Source organism: Clostridium sp., assembly GCF_050717635.1.
In the GTDB taxonomy this organism is placed as follows: Bacteria; Bacillota; Clostridia; order Clostridiales; family Clostridiaceae; genus Clostridium_AD.
This window is the reverse complement of sequence record NZ_JBOITO010000029.1, coordinates 126,099-151,390: the sequence shown is the minus strand read 5'-3', so window position 1 is coordinate 151,390 and position 25,292 is coordinate 126,099. Positions and strand designations below refer to the sequence as shown.

The window sequence follows — 25,292 nt, the reverse complement described above, 5'->3', positions numbered from 1 at the left end:
AGCCGTAGGAGAACCTGCGGCTGGATCACCTCCTTTCTAGGGAGTAGATGCAAAGACTTCGGTCAATGCAAATAGAAAAATAATTAAGTTTATTTTTCAAAACATCTATTGTAATGAAGCGTACCTAATTCTCTGTTTAATTTTGAGAGACTAATAGTCTAAAAAAAATGATCAATTTATATTCACAAATTAGTGATTATACTTGTTCATTTTTTTTGTTTTAACATGAGGATTTTAGGTAATCGGATATAATATAAAAAAAACTTCCACTATTTTGTGGAAGTTTTTTTTATATTGTTATATTCAAGATGCATACATTAATATGCGAATGTATGGTTTCCTATAGTAGCAGCAACCTGTTTTGAAGTTAAAAATTTATTTGTTACACTATTTTCAAAAAAGTACAGTGCACCATTAGTTGGGTCTGTTCCTTTTAAAGATTCGTATGCTGCTTTAGTTGCCTGTGCACTTGCAGTTTTATTAATATTGCCATCTAATACTGGTGAAAATTGATAATAGCCATTGCTTTTCTCATTAATTACTCCACTAATATTAGAAGGGAACTTTGAACTTTGAACTCGGTTCACTACAACAGCTCCTACAGCGAGCATTCCATTGTAACTCTCACCACCTGCTTCAGCAGTTATCAGTCTAGATAATAAATCAACATCACTATGTGAGTATGAAATAACTCCAGAAGTTTTTTGTTGTACAGCTTGTCCATCTGCTAATGGTGCAGGAATTTTAAGGATATCCCCAGGATAAATAATATCGTTCCATTTATCATTTGCACTTCTTAACGCATCTATGGTTATACTATACTTTTTGGCTATAAAATATAAGCTATCTCCACTAACTACTTTATATGTGTTAGTTGGAACATCCAGTACTTGTCCAGAATATATGGTGTCTTTTGATAGTTCATTGGTTTTCATCAAAAAACTGCTAGTTGTGTTATAAGCTTTGCTAATTTCACTTAACGTATCACCTGACTTAACTTGGTATGTAGCAGCATATGCTGAGCTACTAGTAGCTAAAGCTAAGGTTAAGGCTAATAACGTTCTTTTTAAATTAAATTTAATAATAACAAGTCCTCCTTTTATAAAGCTTACGGAAATTCAACCCATAAAGATAATCCCCGTTTTCCATTTGGAAACTCAGCAATGTAATAGGTTAACTCTAACATAAATCGACAAAATAATCTATGTATAAACTGTAAAACCATACTGCATTGTAAAAGTTATCGCTAAAATTTGAATTACAAACAAGCATCGTTAAATATATAAAAAAATAAAATAATCCAGTGTGATTTTATTTTTTTTGTAAATACTATATTTAACGACATTTCAGCGTTTTATATTTGATAACAGACTGGAGGTGCCAATTTGGATAATAATAAGAAAGTAAGAAGAGAAGTGCAAAAGGTAGGGAAAAAATCTTATGTAAGTGAAGTTCAGGAATTTAATAAACCTGAAGGCTATGAAGATGCTTTTAAAAAATATTATCCCAAACAAAAATAGCTTTAGATTTTTTGAATTAGTACTACTCTTAGTATTTAAATAATACTAAGAGTAGTTTTTTATTTTTGGTAGCTTATAAATTTCTTATTAATTATAGGATTTGATATAATAAGTTTATGCAGAGAAAATCCCATAAGTGAATTAATTATTGACGTTGGAAGTACTACAGATACAAAGAGTATTAAAAAAGGTGCTGGTAAACCAAATAGAATAAGAGCAGAACCTAGAAAAACACTTCCACTTAGTATAGTTCCAACAAAATAAATAGCTGTTAATTTAAGTGGAGAGTTAAAATTAGTTTTACTATATATAGCATATATAATTATGGATGTTATTATTTTATCTATAATATTAGGCAACTGTCCACCTGGAAATGTGGTTGATAAAGCACATAAAACACCTGCCACAATTCCAGTAATAAAGGTTAGTTTTAAATCCCTGGTTAAGATTATAGAAAGAATCATAAATACCAGTAAAAAATCTGGTTTTACTCCTAGAAATATACCTGGGGTTATTTGATGCAATATAAGACCAATTGCAAGTAATAGAGATGTTATAATTATTTTATTTATTTTCATAAAAATTAGCTCCTTTTCAATATGATTTTGATTTATATATCTTGATATTTTTTCAAAAGCAACTGTCTTTCACCACATCAAAATGACCACCACCTTTATTTCTATTTTTTTAAACAAAAAAAACCTCCGCCCTGTATTAGGGCGAAGGATATTCGCTGTACCACCTAAATTATGCTGCAAAATAAGCATATTTTAAAATTCAAGCACTTATATGCTCTATCCCTTTTAACAGTGGGCATCCGGTAACTACTACTCTCAAAAATCGATTTCGGGTTACTTCTAGCAGGTCCATTCACTAAAGTTATCAATACTGAGATCACACTATCCTCAGCTCTCTGAAATTGCATGGCTTTAACTACTCTTCCTGTTCTACGAATTTATAATATTTTCATAGTATAGCATTAAAAATGTTAAATGTAAATACAAATTTTAGTGGAAAAGAATTGTATTAACGTTTATAATTACTTTATGTGTTATGGGAATAAGGGGGAAAATATTTATGTTAGGTACAATTGTAAACTCGTTAGCAATATTAGTTGGGGGATTTACTGGTTCTTTGTTTAGAAATAAGATTTCTAGTGCATACAATGAGACAATTATGAAAGCGCTTGGACTTTCTGTAATTCTTATTGGACTAAAAGGTGCACTTCAGGTAAATAACATACTACTGTTAATTATCAGCTTAACCCTTGGAACTTTAATTGGCGAAATTATGAAAATTGAAAAGGGTATAGAAAACATTGGCATTTGGTTAGAACATAAATTCTATAATCAAAAGGGTTTAGCCAAAGGGTTTGTAACAGCTAGTCTGGTGTATTGTGTTGGTGCAATGGCTATAACGGGGCCCTTAAAGAGTGGTCTTACGAATAATCATGATATATTATACGCTAAATCTTTATTGGATGGTATATCTGCAATTATGTTTTCATCTTCGTTAGGTATTGGAGTGTGTTTTTCAGCAATTTCGGTGTTTATATATCAAGGTATTATAACTTTAACAGCTTCTTTTATGAAACCATATTTAATACCTTCTGTGGTAAATGAAATGTCTGCTATTGGGGGATTACTAATTGTAGCGATTGGTGCAAATATGTTGGAGATTAAAAGAATAAAAGTAGGTAATATGCTTCCAGCTATTTTTATACCTCTTTTATATTACATAATTAAGTCAATTATTGGGTTTTAGATAAGGTACATACTAAAAAGAAAAGACTTTAAGAATAAAATATTCTTAAAGTCTTTTCTTTCTATTAATTAAACTTCTTCAACTTCTTCAACTTCTTTAGTTTCTTTAATTTCTAAAGTACTAGTATCAATCCAGTTCCAATCTGGTCTAAGAACTTTTATATCATCAATAAGTTGATATAATGCCAAATCTGCTTTTTTTGCTTCTAGCATTACATCAAAATCAATTCCTAAAGGAATACATAACTCAACAAAGTCAATAAATGATGCTGCATCAATAAAATCAGCATGCTTCTTATCTTTTTCTCCAGTTTTAGGGCTAGAATAATTAACTTTTGGTGGTAGTATTTCGCCTTCCCAAGTAGCAAAAATATCTTTTAACATAGGTTCTAGTTCATCGGCACCACTATTGCAGTTATGATGATGAACATCTAGTACCATTGGAGCCTTTATTTCTTTACATATGTTTAATACTTCTTTGGTAGTAAAACTTTTATCATCATTTTCAAATATTAATAATTTTGTTATTTCTTTTGGCAAGTTATTAAAGTTCTTAAAGAACCTTTCTGTAGCAGCAGCTTTACCGCCTTCTTTACCACCAATGTGTACAGCCATTTTTCCTAGTGGATAGCTAATATCATTAAAAAGATTTGCATGGAACCAAAGATTTCTTTCGGTCGTTTTTAGCACTTCTTCTTTAGAACTATTAATAACATTAGAGTCATCAGGATGTGTATCTACTCTTAAATTATTTTTGTTGATAAAATTACCAAGCCAGTCAAAATCCATTTTTAAAATCCTTCTAAATTCCCAATCTGTAACTTCAGGATGAGTTGCTAAAGGGATTAAAGCAGAAGTTAATCTATAAAAGTGAATATTATTTTTCACTGTGTATTCTAATATTTTATACAGATCATTAACGTTTGATACTGCTACCTTCTGCAGTTTTTCAAGTTTATCTCTATCCGTCGATTGTTTAGTATATGTAGAATAAGTTACTGTGCTAGAAGAAGTTATTTTCCCTAGCTTTAGAGCCGTGGCCACGTAGCCTAATCTTATTTTCATAATATCACTCCTTAATATAATTTAGTTTTACCAATGAATATACATTAAAAATCTCTACTAATTGATTTTCCTTTAACTTACATTAGTTAATGTGTTTTTGCTCCATCACCTAGAAAACTATTCTAAAATTATAATGTTCTTTAATAAGTATATTTTTGTATTTATCGTTTCGTACAAATAGAATAAACTTATAAAAATTGTATGAATTATCTTAAGTAGAGATTAGAAAATTTAATGAAAAAATGATTACATAAATCTCCATAATTCATAAGCTACATACAAGATTTGAATTAAATATAATGATTAAATAGATGTTAGAACAAGCACAGACTTAATTATACCACATAATTATAGTTTATGTAAAATGATATACTAATAATCACATATGCAAATAATGAATATAAGGTATGGTAATTAAATGATATCTTATATTATTATGCGTTCAAGCGTTAGATTGTTTAAAAAATAACAAACTTTAGCTGAATATTTAAATTTAAAAGAAAAAAATACAATTAAGTAAAGTAATTAAAAGTGATAATAATATTACGTAAAAACATTTAAATTGCTAGTATGTAATAGATTACACAAAATTAAATATTAATTTTATACAAAAAAACATTAAATATATATAAAATATCTATTTACAACCATAAAAAGATTGTGATATAATTAACACATAAACAAGCAATCAAAAAAATTAGGAGTATACACAACTCTCCTAAGGAAAACTAATATTATGCAAAGGCTACTAATTATGTAAGCTATTTATATGAAAGAGGTGTAAAATATGAAAGTTACAAATATTGAAGAATTAATGATTAGAATTAGAGAGGTTAGAGAAGCTCAAAAGGAATTTTCTACTTATACTCAAGAGCAAGTAGATGAAATTTTTAGACAAGCAGCTATGGCAGCAAATAATTCCAGAATTGATTTGGCAAAGATGGCAGTAGAAGAAACAGGTATGGGTATAGTAGAGGATAAGGTGATAAAAAATCATTTTGCTTCAGAATATATATATAATCAATATAAAGACGAAAAAACTTGCGGTGTTATAAGTGTAGATAAATCTTTTGGTATTACGAAAATTGCAGAACCAATAGGAGTTGTAGCAGCAATTGTACCAACTACCAATCCAACATCCACAGCAATATTTAAAGCTCTTATAGCATTAAAAACTAGAAATGGTATAATATTCTCCCCACATCCAAGAAGTAAAAAATCTACTATTGCAGCAGCTAAAATTATACTAAATGCAGCAGTTAAAGCAGGAGCACCAAAAGGAATAATAGCTTGGATAGATGAGCCTTCAGTAGAACTTTCAGGGATCGTTATGCGAGAATGCGATATAACACTTGCAACAGGTGGACCAGGAATGGTTAAAGCTGCTTATTCATCAGGAAAACCAGCCATCGGAGTTGGTGCAGGCAATACACCAGCAATTATTGACGAAACAGCTGAAATAAAAATGTCTGTAAATTCAATATTATTATCTAAAAGTTTCGATAATGGGGTAATATGTGCTTCAGAACAGTCAGTATTAGTTATGGAAGAAATCTACGATGAAGTACGATTAGAGTTTACTAATAGAGGTGCTTATATTCTTAGTGAAGATGAAGTGGATAAAGTAAGGAAAATAATATTAAATAATGGATCATTAAATGCAAAAATTGTAGGGCAATCTGCCTTTACAATAGCAGAAATGGCTGGAGTGAAAATTCCTGAAGAGACAAAAATCATTATAGGGGAAGTTGAATCTGTAGAACTTGAAGAGGCATTTTCACATGAGAAATTGTCACCAGTACTTGCTATGTATAAGGTTAAAACTTTTGAGGAAGCTATAACAAAAGCAGCAAGACTTGTTGAACTTGGCGGATTTGGACACACTTCATCATTGTATACGCACAGAACTAAGTCTGCAGATAGAATAGCTAAATTTGGTGCAAGGATGAAAACAGGCAGAGTAATAATAAACATGCCAGCAGCTCAAGGTGCTATAGGAGACATATATAACTTCAAGCTAGCTCCATCATTAACTCTAGGTTGTGGATCATGGGGTGGAAACTCTGTATCAGAAAATGTTGGAGTTAAACATTTACTAAATGTGAAGAGTGTAGCTGAGAGGAGAGAAAATATGCTTTGGTTTAGAGTTCCAGAAAAGGTTTATTTTAAATATGGTAGTCTAGGAGTAGCATTAAAAGAATTAAAAGAATTAAATAAGAAGAAAGCATTTATTGTAACTGATAAGGTTCTTTATGATTTAGGATACGTGGACAAAGTTACAAATATTTTAGAAGAAATTGGAGTAGAGTTTAAAATATTCTATGATGTAGAACCAGATCCAACGCTTGCTATAGCAAAAAAAGGCGCTAAGGAAATGGAATTATTTAAACCAGATACTATTATAGCACTTGGTGGAGGTTCGCCAATGGATGCAGCTAAAATCATGTGGGTAATGTATGAGCATCCCGAAGTAAGATTCGAAGATTTAGCTATGAGATTTATGGATATTAGAAAGAGAGTATATCCCTTCCCTAAAATGGGTGAAAAAGCTATGATGGTTTCAATACCGACTTCTGCAGGTACAGGGTCTGAGGTTACTCCGTTTGCAGTAATTACTGATGAAAAGACTGGAATTAAATACCCATTAGCTGACTACGAGTTAACACCAAATATGGCAATAGTTGATGCAGAACTTATGATGAATATGCCAAAGGGACTAACAGCGGCGTCAGGTATAGATGCACTAACACATTCTATAGAAGCTTATGTGTCGGTACTGGCATCAGAATATACTAACGGACTAGCTCTAGAATCAATTAGATTAATATTCAAGTATTTACCACAAGCTTATAATGAGGGTACAACTAATATAAAGGCAAGAGAGAAAATGGCTAGTGCGTCTACAATGGCTGGTATGGCATTTGCTAATGCTTTCCTCGGAGTGTGCCATTCAATGGCACATAAGTTAGGAGCAGAGCATCATGTAGCACATGGAATTGCAAATGCAATATTAATCAATGAAGTAATAAGATTCAACGCTGTAGATAATCCAAGAAAACAAGCAGCTTTCCCACAATATAAATACCCAAATGCTAAGTGGAGATATACAAGAATTGCTGACTATTTACAATTAGGTGGAAACACAGAGGATGAAAAAATAGAATTATTAACAAAAGCTATTGACGAATTAAAAGCTAAGATAAACATTCCTATGACAATAAGTGAAGCCGGTGTGTCTAAAGAAAAATTCTATGCTACTTTAGACCATATGAGTGAACAAGCTTTTGATGACCAATGTACAGGAGCCAATCCAAGATATCCATTAATCAGTGAACTTAAGCAAATGTATATAAATGTTTTTGAAAAATAAAACAAATAATTTAAAAGCAGCAGTGCATGAAAATGCGTTGCTGCTTTTAAATTATTTATTAAAATTTGTTTTTAGTGGAAGCCCAATTCTTATGGTTGTTCCTATTTCAGGTTTGCTTTCAACTACAATGGAGCCATTATGCACACCGATGATCCATTTTGCGATAGATAAGCCAAGGCCTGTTCCACCACTATCTTTTGTTCTTGATTTATCACATCTATAGAATCTATTAAAAATAAACGGAAGATCTTCCCTAGGAATACCCATGCCTGTATCTATAATGTCAATAATTAAATCTTTCTTTTTAATATAGCTGTTTAACACAATAGTTCCACCACTTTTAGTATACTTTATGCTATTATCAATGAAAACCCTTATTGCTTGTTTTAATAATTTTTTATCTGCATAAATAGGTGATTGTTCATTAATATCAGTCCGAATTTCATGATTACGATCAATGAGTTTTGTTTCTTTTATTATTTCATCTATTAATTCATTGATGTTAAAATAGTTTTTTTCGACTTTTTGAGTTCTCTTATCACTTCTTGCAAGAAATAAAAGTTTTTCCACTAACTCTTGCATATCGCAGGCTTCATCCTTTATAGCTGTTATGGATTCATCTAATACATCTTTATCATCTTTTCCCCAACGGGATAGCATATTTGCATAACCTTGTATAACTGCAATTGGAGTTCGGAGCTCATGAGATGCATCAGATACGAATTGGTTTTGTTGTTCATAGGAAGTCTCAATGCCATCAAGCATTTTATTGATAGTTTGTGCTAAATCTTTTAGTTCATCATGAGAATTGCTAACATTAAGTCTTGTTTGAAGCGCGTTAACAGAAATAGCCTTTGTAGTTTTTGTCATGTCTCTTATTGGCAAAAGCATTTTTCTACTAGCTTTAGAGCCAACACCCAATGTTACAATTAAAGAGAATATATTTATGGAAAAAATAAGTAAAATAAAAACAACCCAATACTCATTTTCTTTATCAAGATTTTTATAAACTTGAAAGAAATAGGTTTTATTATCTTGGTCAAATTTAGTAGTAACAAAAACAAGTTGTTGGTTTATTTCATCAAAAAAAGGAGAAGATGGTATATCCTTATAAAATGATAAACTTTTTTTATTTTTTTCAGTAGAGTAAACAAGATTTTTATTTTTATCAAAAACATTTAAGGTTACGTATTCTATATTAGAAAAAATATTAATATCAAAGCTTTTAAAATTATTATCTAATTTAGCATAATTAACAGCCACTGAACTATACCTATTAAGTTCAATTTTTACTTCATTTAATAGAAAAAATCTAAATCCTATAATTAAAACAATACTTAACATGAAAAGTGTAATTGAAAAAATCAGAGTATATACCGCAGTCATTTTAAAACTAATTGAAAACTTTAAACGTTTGTGAATGTTGTAAGTTAGTTGTTTAAGTAATTTTGGCATGAAACTTAGTATTATTCTTATTAATTTGAAAAAAAGTCTTAAGGATTGTAATAAAATTTTAGAGATAAATTTTGAATTACTCATCTTTTAAAATATATCCCACCCCTCGCACGGTATGAATGAATTTCTTGTTAAATCTATCATCTATTTTACTTCTTAGATATCTAATATACACGTCTACTACATTGGTATCACCCATATATTCATAGCCCCATACTATATCTATAATTTTATTTCTCGTAAGAACAATATTTTTATTTTCTATTAGGTATTTAAGTAAATCAAATTCTGTCTTAGTTAACTCTATAGAATCTTCTTTGAAGGTAACCATATGTCCATCCAAGTCTATGGAAAGCCCTCCAACAGATAATATATTAGTGATTTCTTTTAATATAAGGTTTTTTTTGAGTGCTGTTCTTATTCTTGCTAGTAATTCTTCAATAGCAAAAGGCTTTGTCATATAGTCATCAGCACCTATATCAAGGCCCATAACTTTATCCATTATCTCATCCTTTGCAGTAAGCATTATAACAGGAACTGCGGACACTTGCCTTAATCTTCTTAATACCTCTAAACCGTTTAAAGAAGGTAACATTATATCTAGAATTATCACATTAAAAACTTCATTAATTGCTTTATCTAAACCTTCCCGCCCGTCATGGCATTGAGTAACAATATAGCCCTCATATTCTAGTTCTAGCTGTAGAAATCGAGCTATTTTTATTTCATCCTCTATTATTAAAATCTTTTGCCCACTCATATATACACTACCTCCAAATATATCAATAGTTTTATTATATATTATTTTATACATAATTGTAGACAATTGGATATATATTTACTAATTCTTAAAAAAATAACCTACATAAGAAAATGTAGGCTAACAGATTACTATTCAGTTTTAATTTCTTCAGTAATTTTTGAAGTTACTTTATTAACAGCAAGAGACATCTTATCAAAAATATTGTTTGCTTCTGAACACTCATTATCTTTCCTTTTAATTCTTATTTTATGGTTAGTAATCAATGCTACTACTAATGCTATGATTACTAAAGGTGTAGCTGCTATTGTTATTACAATGGCTAGCGTTACACAGATATTTAATACCACAGTATCATCTTTTTTAACTATTAGTTTTGTTTCATTTCCTTTCTTAATTAGTTTCTTTACCTTTTTTAAAAATTGACTTTCGCTACTCGTGGTCTCAGGATCTTTAATCTTGTTTTGTTTTTCTAGATATACTAAAGCTTCTATAAGGTCGCCGGCACTTTGCTCTAAGGCATTTTTAGCATCCTCATAACTTACATTAGCTCTTTTCCTTAACTCATCAATTTGTTCTAAATTTATTGACATTTAAATTCCTCCTCATATTTGTTTTCTATATTTTTATTATAAGATAGGAAAATTAAAGCTTTATTAGCAAAAGATTAGAATTGCATTAGAAATTTCTTTCACTGTATCTAAAGCAACTTGTAATATGGTCATTTATTATACCTGTAGCTTGGAGATGAGCATAAGTTATAGTTGAACCTAAGAATTTAAAACCACGTTTTTTTAAATCTTTACTAACTTTATCCGATAATTCAGAGGTTGCAGGTACATCTATAAGACTTTCCCAATGGCTAGTTATTGGCTGGTTATCAACAAAACCCCATATGTAATTATCAAAGCTGCCAAATTCCTCTTGAATTTTAATAAACATCAAAGCATTATTTATGGAAGCTAGTATTTTGAGTTTGTTTCTGATAATACCTGAATTTTGAAGTAGTTCATTTATTTTTTCATCATTGTATTGGGCTACTTTATGATAATCAAAATTATCATAAGCCACCCTATAATTCTCTCTTTTTCTAAGTACTGTAATCCAGCTTAAACCAGCTTGAGCAGACTCAAGAACAAGAAATTCAAAATGTTTTTTGTCTAAGTGAACGGGTACTCCCCATTCCTCATCATGGTATTTCACATATAATGGATCATTTCCACACCAGCCACATCTATTCACTTAGCTACACCTCTTTCAATAATTATTAATTTAATTTTACCATACATAAAATATATTAAGTGTTTTTATTCACATTTAATGCTATCAAAGAATATAGTATTATATAAAAAGACTTCTTACTCATAAAGTAAAACTAATTGTAAATTTATAATAGAACATTAGTAATATATTAATCTAGTTTGTAAATACATATATCAATCCATAATATTACATTTGCAATATATTAAATATATTGTAGTGATATATGTACCCATAAAATCGTCACTAACTTATAAACTAGTATTATTCTGTTATAAATCTATATGAAAAAGGAGTTTTGTTAAATGGGTAAAGATGAAAGACCAAATAATAACAACCAATGTGAATCATGTGATCTATGTCACGAAATTACTGCAGATCCAGTAGATATAGAAAAAAATGGTGCGAAATTATTAACTGTAAGAATAGAAGTAGATAATGTATGCCCTGGTAAAAAAGTATGTGTTGCTTGCATAATATATGACCATTGCCACAGAATACTAGCTTTTAGAGGTTTTACTAAAGTAGTATGTAAGGAAGATGGATGCGGTGCATGCGTAACTATTCGTCGTAAACTAGTGTTTGCACTTCCGGACACTGTTGATATTGATTGTTTAGATGTTCGTGTTGCAGCTAATTATATATATCCTTGCGAGTAAAATAAATAGGTGTTTAGGAAAAGGGATAATGATTATAATCATTATCCCTTTTCCGTTAAACATGGTATAATATATACTTATGAGTTTAAAATATATTTAAGTTATGCTTAAAAATCATATATAAAACAAGAGAGGAAGTTAAAATGAGTAACATAAAATTTGAGGAATTTAAAATTAGTGAAGAAATATTAAAAGCAATTAATAATTTAGGATATAAAAATCCTTCAGAGGTCCAAGCTGCAGTTATTCCTGTAGCTCTTGAAGGCAAAGATATCATAGTAAGATCACAAACAGGTAGCGGAAAAACAGCAGCCTTCGCTATTCCACTTTGTGAGAGTATAGATATTGAGGAAACAGAGCCTCAAGTCTTAGTACTATCACCAACTAGAGAACTAGCACTTCAAGTGAGCCAAGATATAACGCAGATTGGTAGATATAAAAAAGTTAGGGCTATAGCTGTTTTTGGTAAACAACCTATAGAAATGCAAAAGAAACAGTTAAAGCAAAGAGTTCATGTGGTAGTTGGTACACCAGGAAGAACTTTAGATCATATTAAAAGAGGTTCAATTAATTTAGATAAGGTGAAATATTTAATATTAGACGAAGCAGATGAAATGCTTAGTATGGGTTTTATAGAACAAGTAGAAGATGTTATTAAGGCTGTTCCTAAGAACAGAGTTACAATGTTATTTTCAGCTACAATACCAGAATCTATTGAAGCTATATGCATGAAATATATGGTTAACCCAGTGAAAATAGAAATGGATTCTGAAAAATTAACCGTTGAGAAAATAGATCAAGTATGTTACGAAGTAGAGGAAGATAAGAAGCTTAGTTTGCTTAAGAGAACACTTTATATTGAAAATCCAGACTCTTGTATAGTATTTTGTAAAACAAAAGAAAATGTTGATGTAATAACCGAACAAATGAAAAATCGACATTATTCTTGTGTTAAGATACATGGTGGCCTACTTCAAAATGAAAGATTAGATGCTATGGATAGATTTAAAAAAGGTGAATTTAGATTTTTAGTTGCTACTGATGTTGCAGCTAGAGGTATTGATGTAGAAGACGTTACTCATATAATAAATTATGATATACCACTAGAAAAAGAGAATTATGTTCATAGAATAGGAAGAACAGGACGTGCTGGAAAAAAAGGACGCGCTATAACATTTACAACTCATCACGAAAAAAGATTTTTACAAAACATAGAAAACTATATTGGTATGGAAATACCTAAAAGATCAATTCCATCAAAAGAAGAGTCTGAACCGTTCAGGGAAGCATTTTATGAAAAAAATGATGCTAAGCCTATAATTAAAAAGACTAAAGCCTCTAATTTTAGTGAGGATATAACGAAATTATATATCAGTGCAGGTAAAAAGAAAAAAATAAGAAATGTAGATATTGTAGGGACTATTTGCAATATTGAGGGTGTTAATGCTAGTGATATAGGTATTATTGATATTCAAGATAGTTTCTCTCATGTAGATATTATGAATGGAAAGGGTAAATTAGTATTAGAATCCCTTAATAAAGGATCAATAAAAGGTAAAACTATTAGGGTAGAAAAAGCGAATAAATAGTATGATAATATAAACCAAGTTGATTATATACCACACACAACTTGGTTTTAATTTTATTATTTAACGGTTAATATTCCTATTTTATTAAATTTATAGTAGAATGTAATTTGGGGATTAAATACTAATAATATTTTAAGGAGATGTGTAATGGGGATAATGAGTCTAACAGAGATAATGGATAATTCTATAGAAGTTTTAAAAAAATACTTGAAAATAATAATTACATTTAATTTAGCCTATGGAGCTTTAAGTATTATTGGAATGATTGGTTTTTTTATTGTAGGAGGTGTTTTTTTAGCAATATCCTTGGCACTTAATTTAAACGCGGTGATAATTGGAATTATTTTTTTTATATTCACTATATGTATAATTGCTTTTATAACGAACTTTAAAATAGGTTTAATAAAAATATCTAGTCAAGAAATTTCTCAAGAAAAAATTTATGCAAGTCAAGCTATATCAGCTTCATTTAAAAAGTTTTTTGTGGTTTTAGGAGTTATATTAATGGAAATATTATTATATCTTCCAGTGGCAGGCATTTTTGCTGCAATAGGTTACTTGCTTTTTAATGGAATTCAGCAGTCTAATTTAATTTCTGGTATATATGATAAAAACGAAATTGGAATAATGATTTCAATATTCATATTTGCATTACTTATGATATTATCAGTTTTAGCATATGTAACTATATTTTCTTTTGCATTTCATGCAGTGGCAATAGAAAACAAAGGAGTGTTTGCTGCTTTAAAACGAAGTTATACTCTTGTAAAAAGGAATTATTTTAAAATACTAGGGTGCACAATACTATTTAATTTAACTTTCTCTGCAATTATATATTCTCTTCAAAGTTTTGTTGGACTCCTTGGAGGAATAATTTATATGATTTTAAAGTTCTTAAATATTCAACAAGATTTTCTTGAATTTGCTACTTTGGTATATAACTTTTCATCCTGGCCTATAAATATTTTATCATGGCTTGTTATAACTCCAATAGGAACAATAATGGTAACATACTTATATTATAATCAAAGATTTAAAAAAGAAGGATATGATATAACACTAAAGCTTAAAAAATTACAAAAGGATAAAGAAAAGGAGCAGTTAAGTGAATGTACTCAGTATAATAATTCCATCAAGCCAAGAATTTGATAGCACAATTAATAAGATACTTCATGGTTTTAAATATTTACATTTAAAAATTTCTATACTAGATTTCATCCTGCGAATTAAAGATGGTATAAGTAAGTGGATTGTGAGTGTTTTAAAAAAACTTTTTTTTAATATTCCATCTCCAGGAGCAGTATCAGATAATTTATCTAATATATTTTTAATTATTGGATTCTTATTGATTTTTACTATAGTGGTTTTGATAGTTGTAAAGGTAAGCAAAACTTTTGAAAGAAAAAAAAGAATCAATGAAATTTTAGGAGAAAAAATAGATGATAAAACAACTCCAAATAGCTTAAGAATTTTGGCAATGTCTTTTGTTGCAAAGGAAGATTTTAGACAAGCTATCAGATATGATTTTATTGCAATTTTGCTTTTGATGCATGAAAAAAATATAGTGTACCTTGATGAAACAAAAACCAATGAAGAAATTTATAAATATCTAAAGAAAAATAATTTCTTTATGCTGTCTGTATTTGAATGTTTAGTGAATGACTTTAATTCTTCTTGGTATGGGCATAGGTTATGTAATAAGGGAACTTATGACTTAACTGTTCAAAACATTAATCTACTCTTTAATGAGGTGCTAATTTATGAAGAAAAGAAATAATAAAGACTTATTATTATTTATTATAATTGTACCTGTATTTCTTTTTTTAGCTTTCTATATTTTACCTAGAATGGATAAAAAAATTCCACATTATTCTGTAACAAATATATCGAAAATGGGATACAGTGTGTTTTATGAGTCATTAAAAAAGATGAATTATCCAGTAGAACGAACACTAAATAAGGTTAATGAGGTTAAACCTGATAGTATTCAGATTATTTCTTCTGGTGGTAAATTTGATATAAATGACCCAGAAATAATGAGGTGGGTAGAAAAGGGTGGAATATTGGTTTATCTTACACCTGAAATTAATCCTTTAGTTAAGTATGGAACATCAGTTGATACAAATGCCAATATAAAATTGTATATATATCATAAGGGAAACATGATAAATGCAGATGCAGATTTTTTAACAAATAAAGCACTTATGAAAGATACAAGCAAAGCTTATGAACTACTTAAAGAAATTAGTAAACTACCTTATAAAAAGTTATATTTTAATGAATCATATATGTTTCCATCCGATACTACAAAATCACTATGGGAAGTTACACCTACAGAAATAAAATATATAATATATCAAATGCTAATAGCTTTAGCAGCATTATTTTATTATAAGGGCAAGCGTTTCGGAAAAATAATACCACTCTATGAAGAAGTGGAAAGAGAAGAGAATGAGTATTTATACTCAGCAGCATCGCTTTATAGGGAAGCTAAATGTTTAGATTTAATGGTAAATAGTTATTATCAAAACTTTCTTAAAGGATTTAAAGGAAATAGTGAAGACTGGTTAGAGTACTTCGAAGCAGAGGAAATGCCATCATTACATGAGGCTAGAAGAGTTTACGAATTTATGAATAATAAAAAATCAAAACCAAAGGCAAAAGATTATATTAAAATAATAACTATTATAGAATATCTTAATAATATTATGGACAAAAGGAGAGATTTACATTGGAAAACCTTGAAAAACAATTTACACGTAAACTTGTAGAAAAAATAACATTAGAACTAAAGAAGGTTATAGTAGAGCAGGATGAATTAATAGAATACTCTTTAATAAGCATGTTTTCAGGCGGACACGTACTACTAGAAGGTTTTCCAGGTGTTGCTAAGACTTTGATGGTTAGAGCCTTAGCCAGGACACTTTCAGTAGATTTTAAGCGAATTCAGTTTACACCTGATTTAATGCCAGCAGATGTAACGGGTACAAAGGTATTTAATATGGGAACAAGAGAGTTTGAGCTTAAAAAGGGCCCTATTTTTACTAATTTTATTTTAGCTGACGAAATTAATAGAACACCGCCTAAAACACAAGCAGGACTACTTGAAGCTATGGCTGAAAGCACTGTTTCAATTGATGGAGAGATGTTTACACTTAGTGCACCTTTTATGATATTTGCAACGCAAAATCCATTAGAATATGAAGGTACTTATACTTTGCCTGAAGCTCTTGTAGACAGGTTTATGATGAAAATCATAATAGATTATCCATCAGAAGTGGCAGAAAAAGAAATTTTGAAACGTCATAATGAAGGTTTTTCAAGTATAGATTTAGATAAGTGTAATTTACAAAAAGTTTGTGATGCTTGCGATATCTTAAAATGCAAAGAAGAAATTCAAAACGTTAAAGTAGATGAGGCTCTTATGGAATACATTGTAAATATAGTTTATGAAACAAGAAATAATCCTATTATTGAAATTGGGAGTTCTCCTAGAGGAACTATTGCACTTCTTCAGAGTTCTAAAGCTTGTGCTGCAATTTGTGGACGTGATTATGTAATTCCAGAGGATATAAAAAAAATGGCTATACCAACGCTAAGGCACCGTATAACCTTAAAGCCAGAATTAGAGCTTGAGGGAATTATGACAAACCAGGTACTTACAGATATTCTTTCTAAAGTAAAAGTACCTAGGTAAAAACACCTAGGTATAAAGTACCTAGATAGGGAGTGGGGGATAGTAGTGGGTATTACTAAACGATTTATATATTTGTTATGCGGTGGTATTATATTCCTTATATTAGCGCTGTTTTTAAAAAATTCTTTTACAGTATTCATAATGTACAATCTAATATGTGCTGCTTTATTAATAATTGATTATTTTATTTCAATAGATGATTCTGACTTAGAAGTTACGCGTATAGGTACGAATAAGTTATCAATATATGACACAGAAAAAATAGGTATTCAAGTTTTCAATAAGAGTAACTATAAGCTTCATGTGGAGATTATAGATGAGATCCCTGATTTTCATTTTAAAACTGAAAATAAGATAATGACAGGTACAGTAATGCCTCTTGAAAAGAAGGATTTTGTGTACGTAATCTATCCAACTAAACGTGGAGCGTTTAACTTTGAAAATGTTCATGTTAAATGTGAGGGAAGATTAATGCTTTGCACGAAGATAATCAAGGTAGTACTTCATAAGGAGTATAAGGTTTACCCAAACATGAAAAATCTTCGTAAATACAAACTTAACATGTGTAACAATCGCTCTTTTAAGCAGGGTCAAAAGAGTATGAAAATGCTTGGGAAAGGTACATCCTTTGAAAGTTTAAGAGAATATGTAACTGGTGATGAGTATAGAAAGGTTAACTGGAAAGCAACAGCTAGAGAAAACAAACCCATATTAAATCAATATGAACCTGAAAAAGACCAGCACATTCATATTTTAATTGATACAGGTAGGGCTATGAGTTACAGTGTTCGGGGATTTAGAAAGCTTGATTTAGTTGTTAATACTGCCTTAGTGCTTTCAGATGTAGTGAATCAAAATGGTGATAAGTCTGGGCTCATGATATTCAATACTAAGGTAGATAATATGATAATGCCAGGTAAAGGCGCTGGTCATAGAGGTAAAATTATGGAGGCTCTTTATCACATTGATAACACTAAACAAACATCTAACTATGATGAAGCCTTTTATTATTTTAAAAAGAAGGAACGCCATAGAAGCATAGTATTCTTATTTACGAATTTTGACACTGTAGAAGAAGCAGAAATTATACTAAAGGTTTTACCAGCTATTTCTAAGAATAACGTTGTGGTTATAATACTTATAAAAAATGAAAGCATAGAATTAATAAGTTCACTCAAAATAAAAAACAAAGAGGACATATTTAATAAAGGTGTTGCTCTAGAAATTCTTGATGAAAGACGTAAGATAATTAATCTCTTAAATCGAAAAGGAATTCTTTGTATTGAATGCGTACCTGAAAAACTTGAATACACCGTTATAAATAAATATATCCAGGTTAAAAATAGAACATATTTGTAAAATAATAGAGAAGTTATTCGTTGGAATAAACTTCTCTAGATGTTACTTTTTTATTAAATATGGAATAGAAAAATATATTATTAATACTACTCCTGATATAGCGGCAAAGATTAGTTTTGACAATACAGAGATGTCTAGGGGTGTAAAGAAACCTTCAATAATGCCTGCAATTACTAGCATAAATATCACACCAATTATTAGGGAAATGGATTGTTTTGCTCCACTTATCAATGCGTGTTTTCTAGAATATTCGCCAGGCATTAGTAAGCTTTTAGCAATTATAAGTCCTGCAGCTCCTGAAATAAAAATAGCAGTGAGCTCAATTATTCCATGGGGCAAAATAAGAGACCAATAGTTCATAGGATTACCATAAATATAAATTAGTGCAGTTAGGGCTCCAAGTATTGCGCCGTTAAAAAACAACACATATATTGTCCCAATTCCAAGGGTTATACCCATTACAAAAGCTTTTAAGCAAACTGTAATATTATTTACCATAATACGGCTGGACATTAAGGGGTAGTTCCACTCTCCGCCACCAGTAGTTCCGCTTTTAGCTACAGCGATTAAGTCCGGTGGAAGGAATATACTAGCATTATCAACACTTATAATAACTAATACCATACTTAATAGGGCTCCAATAGCAAAAAAACAGAAGGAACACAGTATATACCATCTATACTCTTTTAAAAGCTTTGGAAAGTCATAAGCGATGTATTTTAAAAGGTTGCTAGGAGAAATTCTTTTTACTGCATAAACGTGGCTATGGCATTTGCTAAGTAGTGCATTTAAATATGTTACTATACTGCTCTTAGGATAATGAGTTCTAGCATAAGCTAAATGATGGCTAATTTTCCTGAAAGCCTGTAGAAATTTTTTTACATCTGTAGATGATAATTTTTTTATACCTTTTTTATTAATTATGGTGGAGAATGCTTCAAGTTCTTTCCAAGTATCGGAATTTATATTTATAAATTGATCTTCTTTCAATATTTTCACCTCATGCTTATTTTACCAAATAAATTACAAATTGTGTAGATGTTTTTTAAGATACCTTAGAAATATGCAAAAGAATTGGAGGAGTACTGTGAAAAAAATTAAAATTACAACCCCTGAAAATATAGAAGTTGAATATACCCTAGCAGGACTAGGGTCAAGAACTGGTGCTGCACTTATTGATATGATGATTCAAGGCGTACTATTTTTAATACTAATCATTGCGCTGCTAATCATAGGATATTTTTCGCCAGGTTTCTTTGAAGAATATTATGGTTGGATTATTGGAGGAACATTACTTGTCATTGCACTAATAAGTTATGGTTATTTCATTTCTATGGAGCTAAGCATGAACGGTATGACGATAGGTAAAAAAGTTTTTAGAATTAGAACCATAAGAAACAATGGTCAACCTATTACAATAAAGCATTCTGCTTTAAGGAATTTGTTTAGAGTATTCCTTGATATTTTTGGTATAGGCATTGTATTAATATTTCTCACTAAAGAGCATAAACGTGTAGGGGACTTTGTTGCATCAACTATTGTAGTTGTAGAAGAAACCAAGTCTCCACCAATTACATTAGAAGGCCTCCAAAATATCAATGAACATTATAGATATTTAATGTCAGAGGAAGAATATGAAATCTTAAGGGAGTATGTTAAAAGGAAAAATAGTATGGAAGATTGCAGTTATCTCAAAGAACAACTAAAGAGGCATTTTAACAAGAAATTTGAAACTCAGGTGAATTTAGAGGAATGGGAAGCTTTTATTGATGAATTGTAAAACCTATATCTGGATAATCCATTATTGTAATCATGATGGTTAAAATATTATAATACAAAAAAATTTTAAATAATCTTAAATTTGTGTTAAAATATAAAAGGCGTAACAAACATTTAGTTAAAGGCGACTTTATAAAAACAAAAATTCAAGTTATACTATGCATACTAATTATAATATTATCGGATAAAAGGAGTGCTATAATGAAAACATTTGATGAATTAGTTAATGAGACTTTAGAAGTTGAAGATTTAGAAGAATTAGAATCAGCGGCAGATTTATTTCAGTTTGGTATTGAAAAAGGATATTATAATAAACGCCAAGCAGATCAATTTAACATAACCTATTGGAAAATAAAAAATAAGTGCTTAGCATATGACGTTGCCAAAGATATAAAAGGTAACAAATTAGATATAATTACTATGGTTGCTAGTGCCCCAAATGAAATAAAAGAGAATAGAAAAGAACTTATTAATTATGTGAATGGGCGTTTTAAAGCATTAAAAGGTAGAATAGATGGAATTAGATAGTATTTCTTCCTTATCATAATAATTAAGGGTGTATATTGCTGTAAGATAATACAGCAGTATACACCTGCTTTTTTTATTGGTACAAATCCCCTGCAAGCTTTTCTAATGCAGCCATATCTAGAATCGTAATAGAGTTTTTTTCTTTTTTTATTATTTTTTCGTCGCATAATTTATTTATAGTTCTAATTAAATGTCTATAGCTTGTTCCAAGCAAATCTGCAAGCTCAGTAAATTTATCAGTGGTTATTCCAACATCTAGGGTAGAAAGATTGCTGTTTTCTGGTGCAATAGCAAGTAGGTAACTTGACAATCTATTTTCTAGAGGGTAGAGGATATTTATTGAACTTGCAATGGATGAGCTAATAAATTTTTTGCCAAGGCTTGTACACATACACTTTAAAAAAGTTTTATCACAAACAGCGTATTTTCTTATATTATTCATAGAAATTCCAATACACAAACATTCTGTTATGGCTTCAATGTTTGAATTAGCCGTGTCATAATCAATAAATTCCACATCTCCAATTATAACCAATGGTTTATGTAACCGAAATAATAGAGATTTACCATTTTTAAGAACAGTATATATTTTTACTTTTCCTTGTACAAAAAAATAAAAATAATCTATGGGCTCATCAGTTTTGACGAGATGACTTCCTTTATCAAAACTATGGAGCTCCATATATTTATACATATCTATGCCAAAATAATCCGTTATATAATATTTTTCTATATAATTGTCTAATTCACTTTTGCTATATATACGTTTCGTAATGGTTACCCCCTTTTAGTATCTATGTATTATTATAATAGATTGTTTTGGTTTTGTATAAACAATTTTACTAGAAATATGACATGTGTCATATAGAACCAAGTTTTTTTATGTTAATCTTATAAAAGAGACATCTATTAAAGAATGGAGGAAGCTAAATGTATAAGGCATCTGCGGTATTTATAGGTATTTTAATTACTATAATGGTAACTTTTAATGGAATTTTGGTGAATTACACAGATTCCTATCAATCACTATTAATAATTCATATAGTGGGTCTTATTGCAGTAATTATTATTTTAATATTAAAAAAGCAGAAGTTAAGGTTAAACAAGAATATTCCAATTTACTTATTTAGTGGTGGGTTAATAGGAGTTTTGGTGGTATTTTTAAATAATTTATGCTTCAATGCCCTTGGTGCATCGTTAACATTATCCTTAGGAGTTTTTGGACAACTCATTTTAGCCAGCTTTATTGATCATTATGGGTTATTTGGTTTGGATATTTATAAGTTTAAGAAGAAAAAAATCGTGGGATTCTTTATAATATTTTTAGGGTTAGTTACAATGATATATTATAAATAGAGGAGGACAAATATGTTATATATAATTTCAGCGGCTTTGTGTGGCTCATTTATTATATTATCGATGATTATAAATTCACATTTAGCTAAAAAAATCGGAGTATTTCAGGGAACCTTGGTAAATTATTTAGTAGGACTATTTACTACTATACTATTAATTATTGTAGTACGCAATTTTGTAAATCTATCTCATAAAGGTTATACTGAAATACCGTTATGGGCTCTTTTAGGCGGATTAATAGGAGTAATTGTAGTTGCAAGTTCTAACATCGTAATTCCTAAAATTCCAACTATATATACTACTTTGCTTATATTTATAGGTCAAATTTTCACAGGAATACTTATTGATTATTTTAGAGAGGGATTTGTTTCAAAAGGAAAAATTATTGGTGGAATATTGATTCTAATAGGAATTATGTATAATTCTAATGTGGACAAGAAAGAATTAATTGTAAATGAATTTTTAACGTAAATTAAGGCTCAGCATCCAATGTTGAGCCTTAATAATTTATGACTATAAAATACGAGAGAAATACTCTTTTACTATTTCTACATTAATAGCGGGTAATGAATGAATAATTAATAATAATGGGAACCCTAAAAAATAACAAGATGCAATAGCAGTCAGCGCATTATAAACATTAAATTCACCTGGAACATTAAGTTGAACGCTCTTAAGGTTATCACAAAAATACAATGTGAAACATACTCCTTCATGCGAATACACAATATCTTTTGCCATAAAATCAGCAGTGTTATTAATACCATAGGTAACAATATCACAGGTAGCATTTTGAATTATTTCTTGTGATACTGGATCATCGGCATTAATAATACCAAATCTACACATTTTAAATAATTTTATATTTGCTTCTTTATAATTTTCTGTTTTACCATTCTCATCTAAATAATCTTGCGTTAAGTTAGTGAATATGCCTATATCAAAATCACACATATAGGTTCTGTGCTGTTCTAAGGCTATTGAAGTTACTTCAATAATAGCATCAGTAACATTGTTTTCTGCCATTTCAGCAAAGGATGATTGAAGTTCCATTGCGTCTGGAGTTGTAGGATTTAATTTGGCTGTTTTAAGTGTTGTATTCCCAATACTATTTTCAATAGTGCTAATAATTCCAACCTTGCGACCAATGGATTCTAATATTTTTGTTATAAAGAAGGTTACTGTTGTTTTTCCATTAGTTCCAGTAATTCCAATGAGATTGAATTTTTTAGAAGGTTCATCATAAAAGCGATTAGCTATAATAGCCATAGCAAGTTTTGTGTTTTCAACTTTTATTACGTTGATACCTATGGGTAAATTTTCAATATTATGTTCTATTAATAATGTAGTAGCGCCGGCTTCAATTGCTGCATGTGCATAACTATGCCTGTCAACATTTTTATTCTTAACACAAATGAACAATGAATTAGGTTTTAGCCTTCTTGAGTCCCATGAAATATTTTGTATATTAATTTCATCTGCGCCTTGAATAACCTCATAAGGAATTTCATTTAAGAGATCTTTTATTTTCATAGTTACCCTCCGTTTTAGCGATTTATGTCTATATATTTATTATAGTAGTAATTTTTGCTATGTTTATTGCTTAAAGTGCTTGAAACATTGCAAAAAGTGCTCTACTATTAAATAATCACCTAATAGATTGCTAGGAGGATATCATGAAATCTGAAAAGGAAGCACACAATTGTAAAAGAGGTTATTTAAATGAAGATTTTAAATTATTCCATTTAAAAGACCAAAGAAATATGGAGTTTGAGTTTCATTACCATGAATTCAATAAAATAATAATTTTTATATCAGGTAATGTTACTTATTTAATTGAAGGCAAATCTTATAAACTGAAACCTTGGGATATACTTCTTGTAAGTAGTAGTGAGGTACACAAACCATTAATAGATATTTCACAGCCTTATGAACGCATAGTTATTTGGGTGAATTCAAGATTTTTAGAGCAACATAACAGTAACGACTGTAATTTACTAGCAAGTTTTGAATTGGCTGTAAAGCAAAAGTTTAGCATGCTTAGACTTAGTAGTGAATTACTTATTAACATAAAATATATATTATCACAGCTTGAGGATGCCTGTAAAAGTAACGATTTTGGAAATCGGATTTTGAGAAACTCCTTGTTTTTACAACTTTTGGTTTACTTAACTAGATTGTATATGGGAATGGAAAGCAACAAAGAATTAAATGATATTGAATATGATGAGAATATAGGTACTATTTTAGATTATATAAATGAAAATATTAGTGAAGAATTATCTATTGATAATCTTGCCAGTAGGTTTTACATGAGCAAATATTATCTTATGCATAAATTTAAAAAACAAACGGGGTATACGGTGCATAATTATATACTTCAGAAAAGACTAATCATGTCCAATTCACTGATTAAGAGTGGTAAATCAATAACAGAAGTATGTGGTGAATGTGGATTTTACGATTATTCTACTTTTTTTAGAGCATTTAAAAAGATGTTCGGAGTATCTCCCAAAAATCATTACAAAGCAATAATTGAAATTGAAAAGTCATTAAAATAAACTGTAATTCGAGTAATTATGTTTCATGTGAGTATAATTTTAGATTTTCGATGTACTTCTTTATATACCCTCGTATCTTATAAATTTCTACTGCTGTAAGTAATGTTGGTGGCCCTAGGATACATAAAATATTAATAAAATTTGTTGTTTTAAATATAATAATGACCCCCTAAAATTATTTATGTTAATTATAGTATATGAAACTTAGAGAGAAGTGATATAAGCATACTGAAATAGTTTAATTATGTGGTAGGCATAAAAATAATGTATAATAGATTTAGATATAATATAGGATTTTAGAAGGAGAGATAAATTATGGATAACGAAATAAAAGAAATGTTAATACAAATGCAAAAGGATATTAAGGATATTGGTGAAAGATTAAAAAATGTGGAAACCAATCAAGTGAATGTTTCTAATGCTGAACATAAGAATTGGCATATGTTAGCAGATAAGTTAGGTCAATATGATTTAATACTGCATAAAATTTATGGGAAAAAGCATTCAGAGAAAGAAAGTTAGTAAGTCAAAAAAAGCAGGAAAAATTCTTCCTACTTTTTTTATATTCAAA

General features: G+C 29.5%; 26 protein-coding genes and 1 other annotated feature. Of the genes, 16 read left to right on the top strand and 10 right to left on the bottom strand.

The window, feature by feature from the left end; all coding sequences use genetic code 11:
• Nucleotides 1-317: 317 nt before the first annotated feature.
• Nucleotides 318-935, bottom strand: a complete 618-nt coding sequence (locus ACREWB_RS13260) for a cell wall hydrolase (RefSeq protein ID WP_431547921.1) — start codon at nucleotides 933-935, stop codon at nucleotides 318-320.
• A gap of 450 nt (nucleotides 936-1,385) precedes the next feature.
• Here ACREWB_RS13260 and ACREWB_RS13255 point away from each other — a divergent pair, with 450 nt between their 5' ends.
• On the top strand, nucleotides 1,386-1,520 hold the full coding sequence (locus ACREWB_RS13255; protein WP_431547920.1) for a hypothetical protein: 135 nt from the start codon (nucleotides 1,386-1,388) through the stop codon (nucleotides 1,518-1,520).
• Between the two features lie 59 nt (nucleotides 1,521-1,579).
• Here ACREWB_RS13255 and ACREWB_RS13250 read toward each other — a convergent pair whose 3' ends face one another.
• Nucleotides 1,580-2,098, bottom strand: a complete 519-nt coding sequence (locus ACREWB_RS13250; protein WP_431547919.1) for a tryptophan transporter — start codon at nucleotides 2,096-2,098, stop codon at nucleotides 1,580-1,582.
• 134 nt (nucleotides 2,099-2,232) lie between these two features.
• Nucleotides 2,233-2,479 (bottom strand) — a binding site (T-box leader).
• Between the two features lie 118 nt (nucleotides 2,480-2,597).
• On the opposite strand from ACREWB_RS13250, the gene ACREWB_RS13245 reads away from it, so the two are divergent.
• Complete coding sequence (locus ACREWB_RS13245; RefSeq protein ID WP_431547918.1) at nucleotides 2,598-3,284, top strand: DUF554 domain-containing protein; 687 nt, start codon at nucleotides 2,598-2,600, stop codon at nucleotides 3,282-3,284.
• Nucleotides 3,285-3,352: 68 nt separating this feature from the next.
• Here ACREWB_RS13245 and uvsE read toward each other — a convergent pair whose 3' ends face one another.
• Nucleotides 3,353-4,348, bottom strand: a complete 996-nt coding sequence (gene uvsE, locus ACREWB_RS13240; RefSeq protein WP_431547917.1) for a UV DNA damage repair endonuclease UvsE — start codon at nucleotides 4,346-4,348, stop codon at nucleotides 3,353-3,355.
• Nucleotides 4,349-5,135: 787 nt separating this feature from the next.
• On the opposite strand from uvsE, the gene adhE reads away from it, so the two are divergent.
• The gene (gene adhE / locus ACREWB_RS13235; protein WP_431547916.1) at nucleotides 5,136-7,718 is read left to right on the top strand and encodes a bifunctional acetaldehyde-CoA/alcohol dehydrogenase; all 2,583 of its coding nucleotides are present in this window, start codon (nucleotides 5,136-5,138) and stop codon (nucleotides 7,716-7,718) included.
• Between the two features lie 51 nt (nucleotides 7,719-7,769).
• Here adhE and ACREWB_RS13230 read toward each other — a convergent pair whose 3' ends face one another.
• The 4 genes from ACREWB_RS13230 to ACREWB_RS13215 all read right to left on the bottom strand — a co-directional run bounded on the left by ACREWB_RS13230 (nucleotide 7,770) and on the right by ACREWB_RS13215 (nucleotide 11,175).
• On the bottom strand, nucleotides 7,770-9,062 hold the full coding sequence (locus tag ACREWB_RS13230; protein WP_431547915.1) for a sensor histidine kinase: 1,293 nt from the start codon (nucleotides 9,060-9,062) through the stop codon (nucleotides 7,770-7,772).
• Between the two features lie 187 nt (nucleotides 9,063-9,249).
• On the bottom strand, nucleotides 9,250-9,933 hold the full coding sequence (locus ACREWB_RS13225; protein ID WP_431547914.1) for a response regulator transcription factor: 684 nt from the start codon (nucleotides 9,931-9,933) through the stop codon (nucleotides 9,250-9,252).
• A gap of 131 nt (nucleotides 9,934-10,064) precedes the next feature.
• Nucleotides 10,065-10,526, bottom strand: a complete 462-nt coding sequence (locus ACREWB_RS13220) for a DUF4342 domain-containing protein (protein ID WP_431547913.1) — start codon at nucleotides 10,524-10,526, stop codon at nucleotides 10,065-10,067.
• An 85-nt stretch (nucleotides 10,527-10,611) separates the two neighbouring features.
• On the bottom strand, nucleotides 10,612-11,175 hold the full coding sequence (locus tag ACREWB_RS13215) for a DNA-3-methyladenine glycosylase I (protein ID WP_431547912.1): 564 nt from the start codon (nucleotides 11,173-11,175) through the stop codon (nucleotides 10,612-10,614).
• A 323-nt stretch (nucleotides 11,176-11,498) separates the two neighbouring features.
• Between ACREWB_RS13215 and ACREWB_RS13210 the strand changes: the two genes are divergently transcribed.
• The 7 genes from ACREWB_RS13210 to ACREWB_RS13180 all read left to right on the top strand — a co-directional run bounded on the left by ACREWB_RS13210 (nucleotide 11,499) and on the right by ACREWB_RS13180 (nucleotide 18,497).
• Complete coding sequence (locus ACREWB_RS13210) at nucleotides 11,499-11,852, top strand: hypothetical protein (protein WP_431547911.1); 354 nt, start codon at nucleotides 11,499-11,501, stop codon at nucleotides 11,850-11,852.
• 143 nt (nucleotides 11,853-11,995) lie between these two features.
• Nucleotides 11,996-13,441 (top strand): DEAD/DEAH box helicase, encoded by a 1,446-nt coding sequence (locus tag ACREWB_RS13205; RefSeq protein WP_431547910.1) that lies wholly within the window; start codon nucleotides 11,996-11,998, stop codon nucleotides 13,439-13,441.
• A 147-nt stretch (nucleotides 13,442-13,588) separates the two neighbouring features.
• Nucleotides 13,589-14,590, top strand: coding sequence for a DUF7847 domain-containing protein (locus ACREWB_RS13200; RefSeq protein ID WP_431547909.1), 1,002 nt, complete (start codon nucleotides 13,589-13,591; stop codon nucleotides 14,588-14,590).
• On the top strand, nucleotides 14,547-15,218 hold the full coding sequence (locus ACREWB_RS13195; RefSeq protein WP_431547908.1) for a hypothetical protein: 672 nt from the start codon (nucleotides 14,547-14,549) through the stop codon (nucleotides 15,216-15,218). The genes ACREWB_RS13200 and ACREWB_RS13195 overlap by 44 nt, the downstream gene beginning before the upstream one ends.
• A complete protein-coding gene (locus ACREWB_RS13190; protein WP_431547907.1) occupies nucleotides 15,202-16,212 on the top strand; it encodes a hypothetical protein in 1,011 nt (336 codons plus the stop codon). Before ACREWB_RS13195 ends, ACREWB_RS13190 begins: the two co-directional genes overlap by 17 nt.
• The gene (locus ACREWB_RS13185) at nucleotides 16,173-17,138 is read left to right on the top strand and encodes an AAA family ATPase (protein WP_431547906.1); all 966 of its coding nucleotides are present in this window, start codon (nucleotides 16,173-16,175) and stop codon (nucleotides 17,136-17,138) included. Before ACREWB_RS13190 ends, ACREWB_RS13185 begins: the two co-directional genes overlap by 40 nt.
• A gap of 45 nt (nucleotides 17,139-17,183) precedes the next feature.
• The gene (locus ACREWB_RS13180) at nucleotides 17,184-18,497 is read left to right on the top strand and encodes a DUF58 domain-containing protein (protein WP_431547905.1); all 1,314 of its coding nucleotides are present in this window, start codon (nucleotides 17,184-17,186) and stop codon (nucleotides 18,495-18,497) included.
• Nucleotides 18,498-18,539: 42 nt separating this feature from the next.
• Here ACREWB_RS13180 and ACREWB_RS13175 read toward each other — a convergent pair whose 3' ends face one another.
• The gene (locus ACREWB_RS13175) at nucleotides 18,540-19,487 is read right to left on the bottom strand and encodes a stage II sporulation protein M (RefSeq protein WP_431547904.1); all 948 of its coding nucleotides are present in this window, start codon (nucleotides 19,485-19,487) and stop codon (nucleotides 18,540-18,542) included.
• Nucleotides 19,488-19,584: 97 nt separating this feature from the next.
• Here ACREWB_RS13175 and ACREWB_RS13170 point away from each other — a divergent pair, with 97 nt between their 5' ends.
• Both ACREWB_RS13170 and ACREWB_RS13165 read left to right on the top strand, forming a co-directional pair.
• Nucleotides 19,585-20,277 (top strand): RDD family protein, encoded by a 693-nt coding sequence (locus ACREWB_RS13170; RefSeq protein ID WP_431547903.1) that lies wholly within the window; start codon nucleotides 19,585-19,587, stop codon nucleotides 20,275-20,277.
• Nucleotides 20,278-20,477: 200 nt separating this feature from the next.
• Nucleotides 20,478-20,804, top strand: a complete 327-nt coding sequence (locus ACREWB_RS13165) for a hypothetical protein (RefSeq protein ID WP_291643100.1) — start codon at nucleotides 20,478-20,480, stop codon at nucleotides 20,802-20,804.
• Between the two features lie 73 nt (nucleotides 20,805-20,877).
• Here ACREWB_RS13165 and ACREWB_RS13160 read toward each other — a convergent pair whose 3' ends face one another.
• Nucleotides 20,878-21,486: a cyclic nucleotide-binding domain-containing protein gene (locus ACREWB_RS13160; RefSeq protein ID WP_431547902.1), complete on the bottom strand. Its 609-nt coding sequence runs from the start codon at nucleotides 21,484-21,486 to the stop codon at nucleotides 20,878-20,880.
• A gap of 248 nt (nucleotides 21,487-21,734) precedes the next feature.
• Between ACREWB_RS13160 and ACREWB_RS13155 the strand changes: the two genes are divergently transcribed.
• Nucleotides 21,735-22,160: a DMT family transporter gene (locus ACREWB_RS13155; protein WP_431547901.1), complete on the top strand. Its 426-nt coding sequence runs from the start codon at nucleotides 21,735-21,737 to the stop codon at nucleotides 22,158-22,160.
• 12 nt (nucleotides 22,161-22,172) lie between these two features.
• Nucleotides 22,173-22,631, top strand: coding sequence for a DMT family transporter (locus ACREWB_RS13150; protein ID WP_431547900.1), 459 nt, complete (start codon nucleotides 22,173-22,175; stop codon nucleotides 22,629-22,631).
• Between the two features lie 42 nt (nucleotides 22,632-22,673).
• Here the strand turns inward: ACREWB_RS13150 and ACREWB_RS13145 are convergent, their stop codons facing one another.
• Nucleotides 22,674-23,693: a Mur ligase family protein gene (locus ACREWB_RS13145; protein WP_431547899.1), complete on the bottom strand. Its 1,020-nt coding sequence runs from the start codon at nucleotides 23,691-23,693 to the stop codon at nucleotides 22,674-22,676.
• A gap of 143 nt (nucleotides 23,694-23,836) precedes the next feature.
• On the opposite strand from ACREWB_RS13145, the gene ACREWB_RS13140 reads away from it, so the two are divergent.
• Nucleotides 23,837-24,721, top strand: a complete 885-nt coding sequence (locus ACREWB_RS13140; protein ID WP_431547898.1) for an AraC family transcriptional regulator — start codon at nucleotides 23,837-23,839, stop codon at nucleotides 24,719-24,721.
• Between the two features lie 315 nt (nucleotides 24,722-25,036).
• Nucleotides 25,037-25,243, top strand: coding sequence for a hypothetical protein (locus tag ACREWB_RS13135; protein ID WP_431547897.1), 207 nt, complete (start codon nucleotides 25,037-25,039; stop codon nucleotides 25,241-25,243).
• Nucleotides 25,244-25,292: the final 49 nt, after the last annotated feature.

What these genes read in the sequence shown, in the direction of transcription:
- ACREWB_RS13260 (WP_431547921.1), bottom strand. Translation starts at nt 935, where the DNA reads ATGAAAACCAATGAACTATCAAAAGACACCATATATTCTGGACAAGTA.
- ACREWB_RS13250 (WP_431547919.1), bottom strand. Translation starts at nt 2,098, where the DNA reads ATGAAAATAAATAAAATAATTATAACATCTCTATTACTTGCAATTGGT.
- ACREWB_RS13245 (WP_431547918.1), top strand. Translation starts at nt 2,598, where the DNA reads ATGTTAGGTACAATTGTAAACTCGTTAGCAATATTAGTTGGGGGATTT.
- uvsE (WP_431547917.1), bottom strand. Translation starts at nt 4,348, where the DNA reads ATGAAAATAAGATTAGGCTACGTGGCCACGGCTCTAAAGCTAGGGAAA.
- adhE (WP_431547916.1), top strand. Translation starts at nt 5,136, where the DNA reads ATGAAAGTTACAAATATTGAAGAATTAATGATTAGAATTAGAGAGGTT.
- ACREWB_RS13230 (WP_431547915.1), bottom strand. Translation starts at nt 9,062, where the DNA reads ATGTTAAGTATTGTTTTAATTATAGGATTTAGATTTTTTCTATTAAAT.
- ACREWB_RS13225 (WP_431547914.1), bottom strand. Translation starts at nt 9,933, where the DNA reads ATGAGTGGGCAAAAGATTTTAATAATAGAGGATGAAATAAAAATAGCT.
- ACREWB_RS13220 (WP_431547913.1), bottom strand. Translation starts at nt 10,526, where the DNA reads ATGTCAATAAATTTAGAACAAATTGATGAGTTAAGGAAAAGAGCTAAT.
- ACREWB_RS13210 (WP_431547911.1), top strand. Translation starts at nt 11,499, where the DNA reads ATGGGTAAAGATGAAAGACCAAATAATAACAACCAATGTGAATCATGT.
- ACREWB_RS13205 (WP_431547910.1), top strand. Translation starts at nt 11,996, where the DNA reads ATGAGTAACATAAAATTTGAGGAATTTAAAATTAGTGAAGAAATATTA.
- ACREWB_RS13200 (WP_431547909.1), top strand. Translation starts at nt 13,589, where the DNA reads ATGGGGATAATGAGTCTAACAGAGATAATGGATAATTCTATAGAAGTT.
- ACREWB_RS13190 (WP_431547907.1), top strand. Translation starts at nt 15,202, where the DNA reads ATGAAGAAAAGAAATAATAAAGACTTATTATTATTTATTATAATTGTA.
- ACREWB_RS13165 (WP_291643100.1), top strand. Translation starts at nt 20,478, where the DNA reads ATGAAAACATTTGATGAATTAGTTAATGAGACTTTAGAAGTTGAAGAT.
- ACREWB_RS13160 (WP_431547902.1), bottom strand. Translation starts at nt 21,486, where the DNA reads ATGGAGCTCCATAGTTTTGATAAAGGAAGTCATCTCGTCAAAACTGAT.
- ACREWB_RS13155 (WP_431547901.1), top strand. Translation starts at nt 21,735, where the DNA reads ATGTATAAGGCATCTGCGGTATTTATAGGTATTTTAATTACTATAATG.
- ACREWB_RS13150 (WP_431547900.1), top strand. Translation starts at nt 22,173, where the DNA reads ATGTTATATATAATTTCAGCGGCTTTGTGTGGCTCATTTATTATATTA.
- ACREWB_RS13145 (WP_431547899.1), bottom strand. Translation starts at nt 23,693, where the DNA reads ATGAAAATAAAAGATCTCTTAAATGAAATTCCTTATGAGGTTATTCAA.
- ACREWB_RS13140 (WP_431547898.1), top strand. Translation starts at nt 23,837, where the DNA reads ATGAAATCTGAAAAGGAAGCACACAATTGTAAAAGAGGTTATTTAAAT.
- ACREWB_RS13135 (WP_431547897.1), top strand. Translation starts at nt 25,037, where the DNA reads ATGGATAACGAAATAAAAGAAATGTTAATACAAATGCAAAAGGATATT.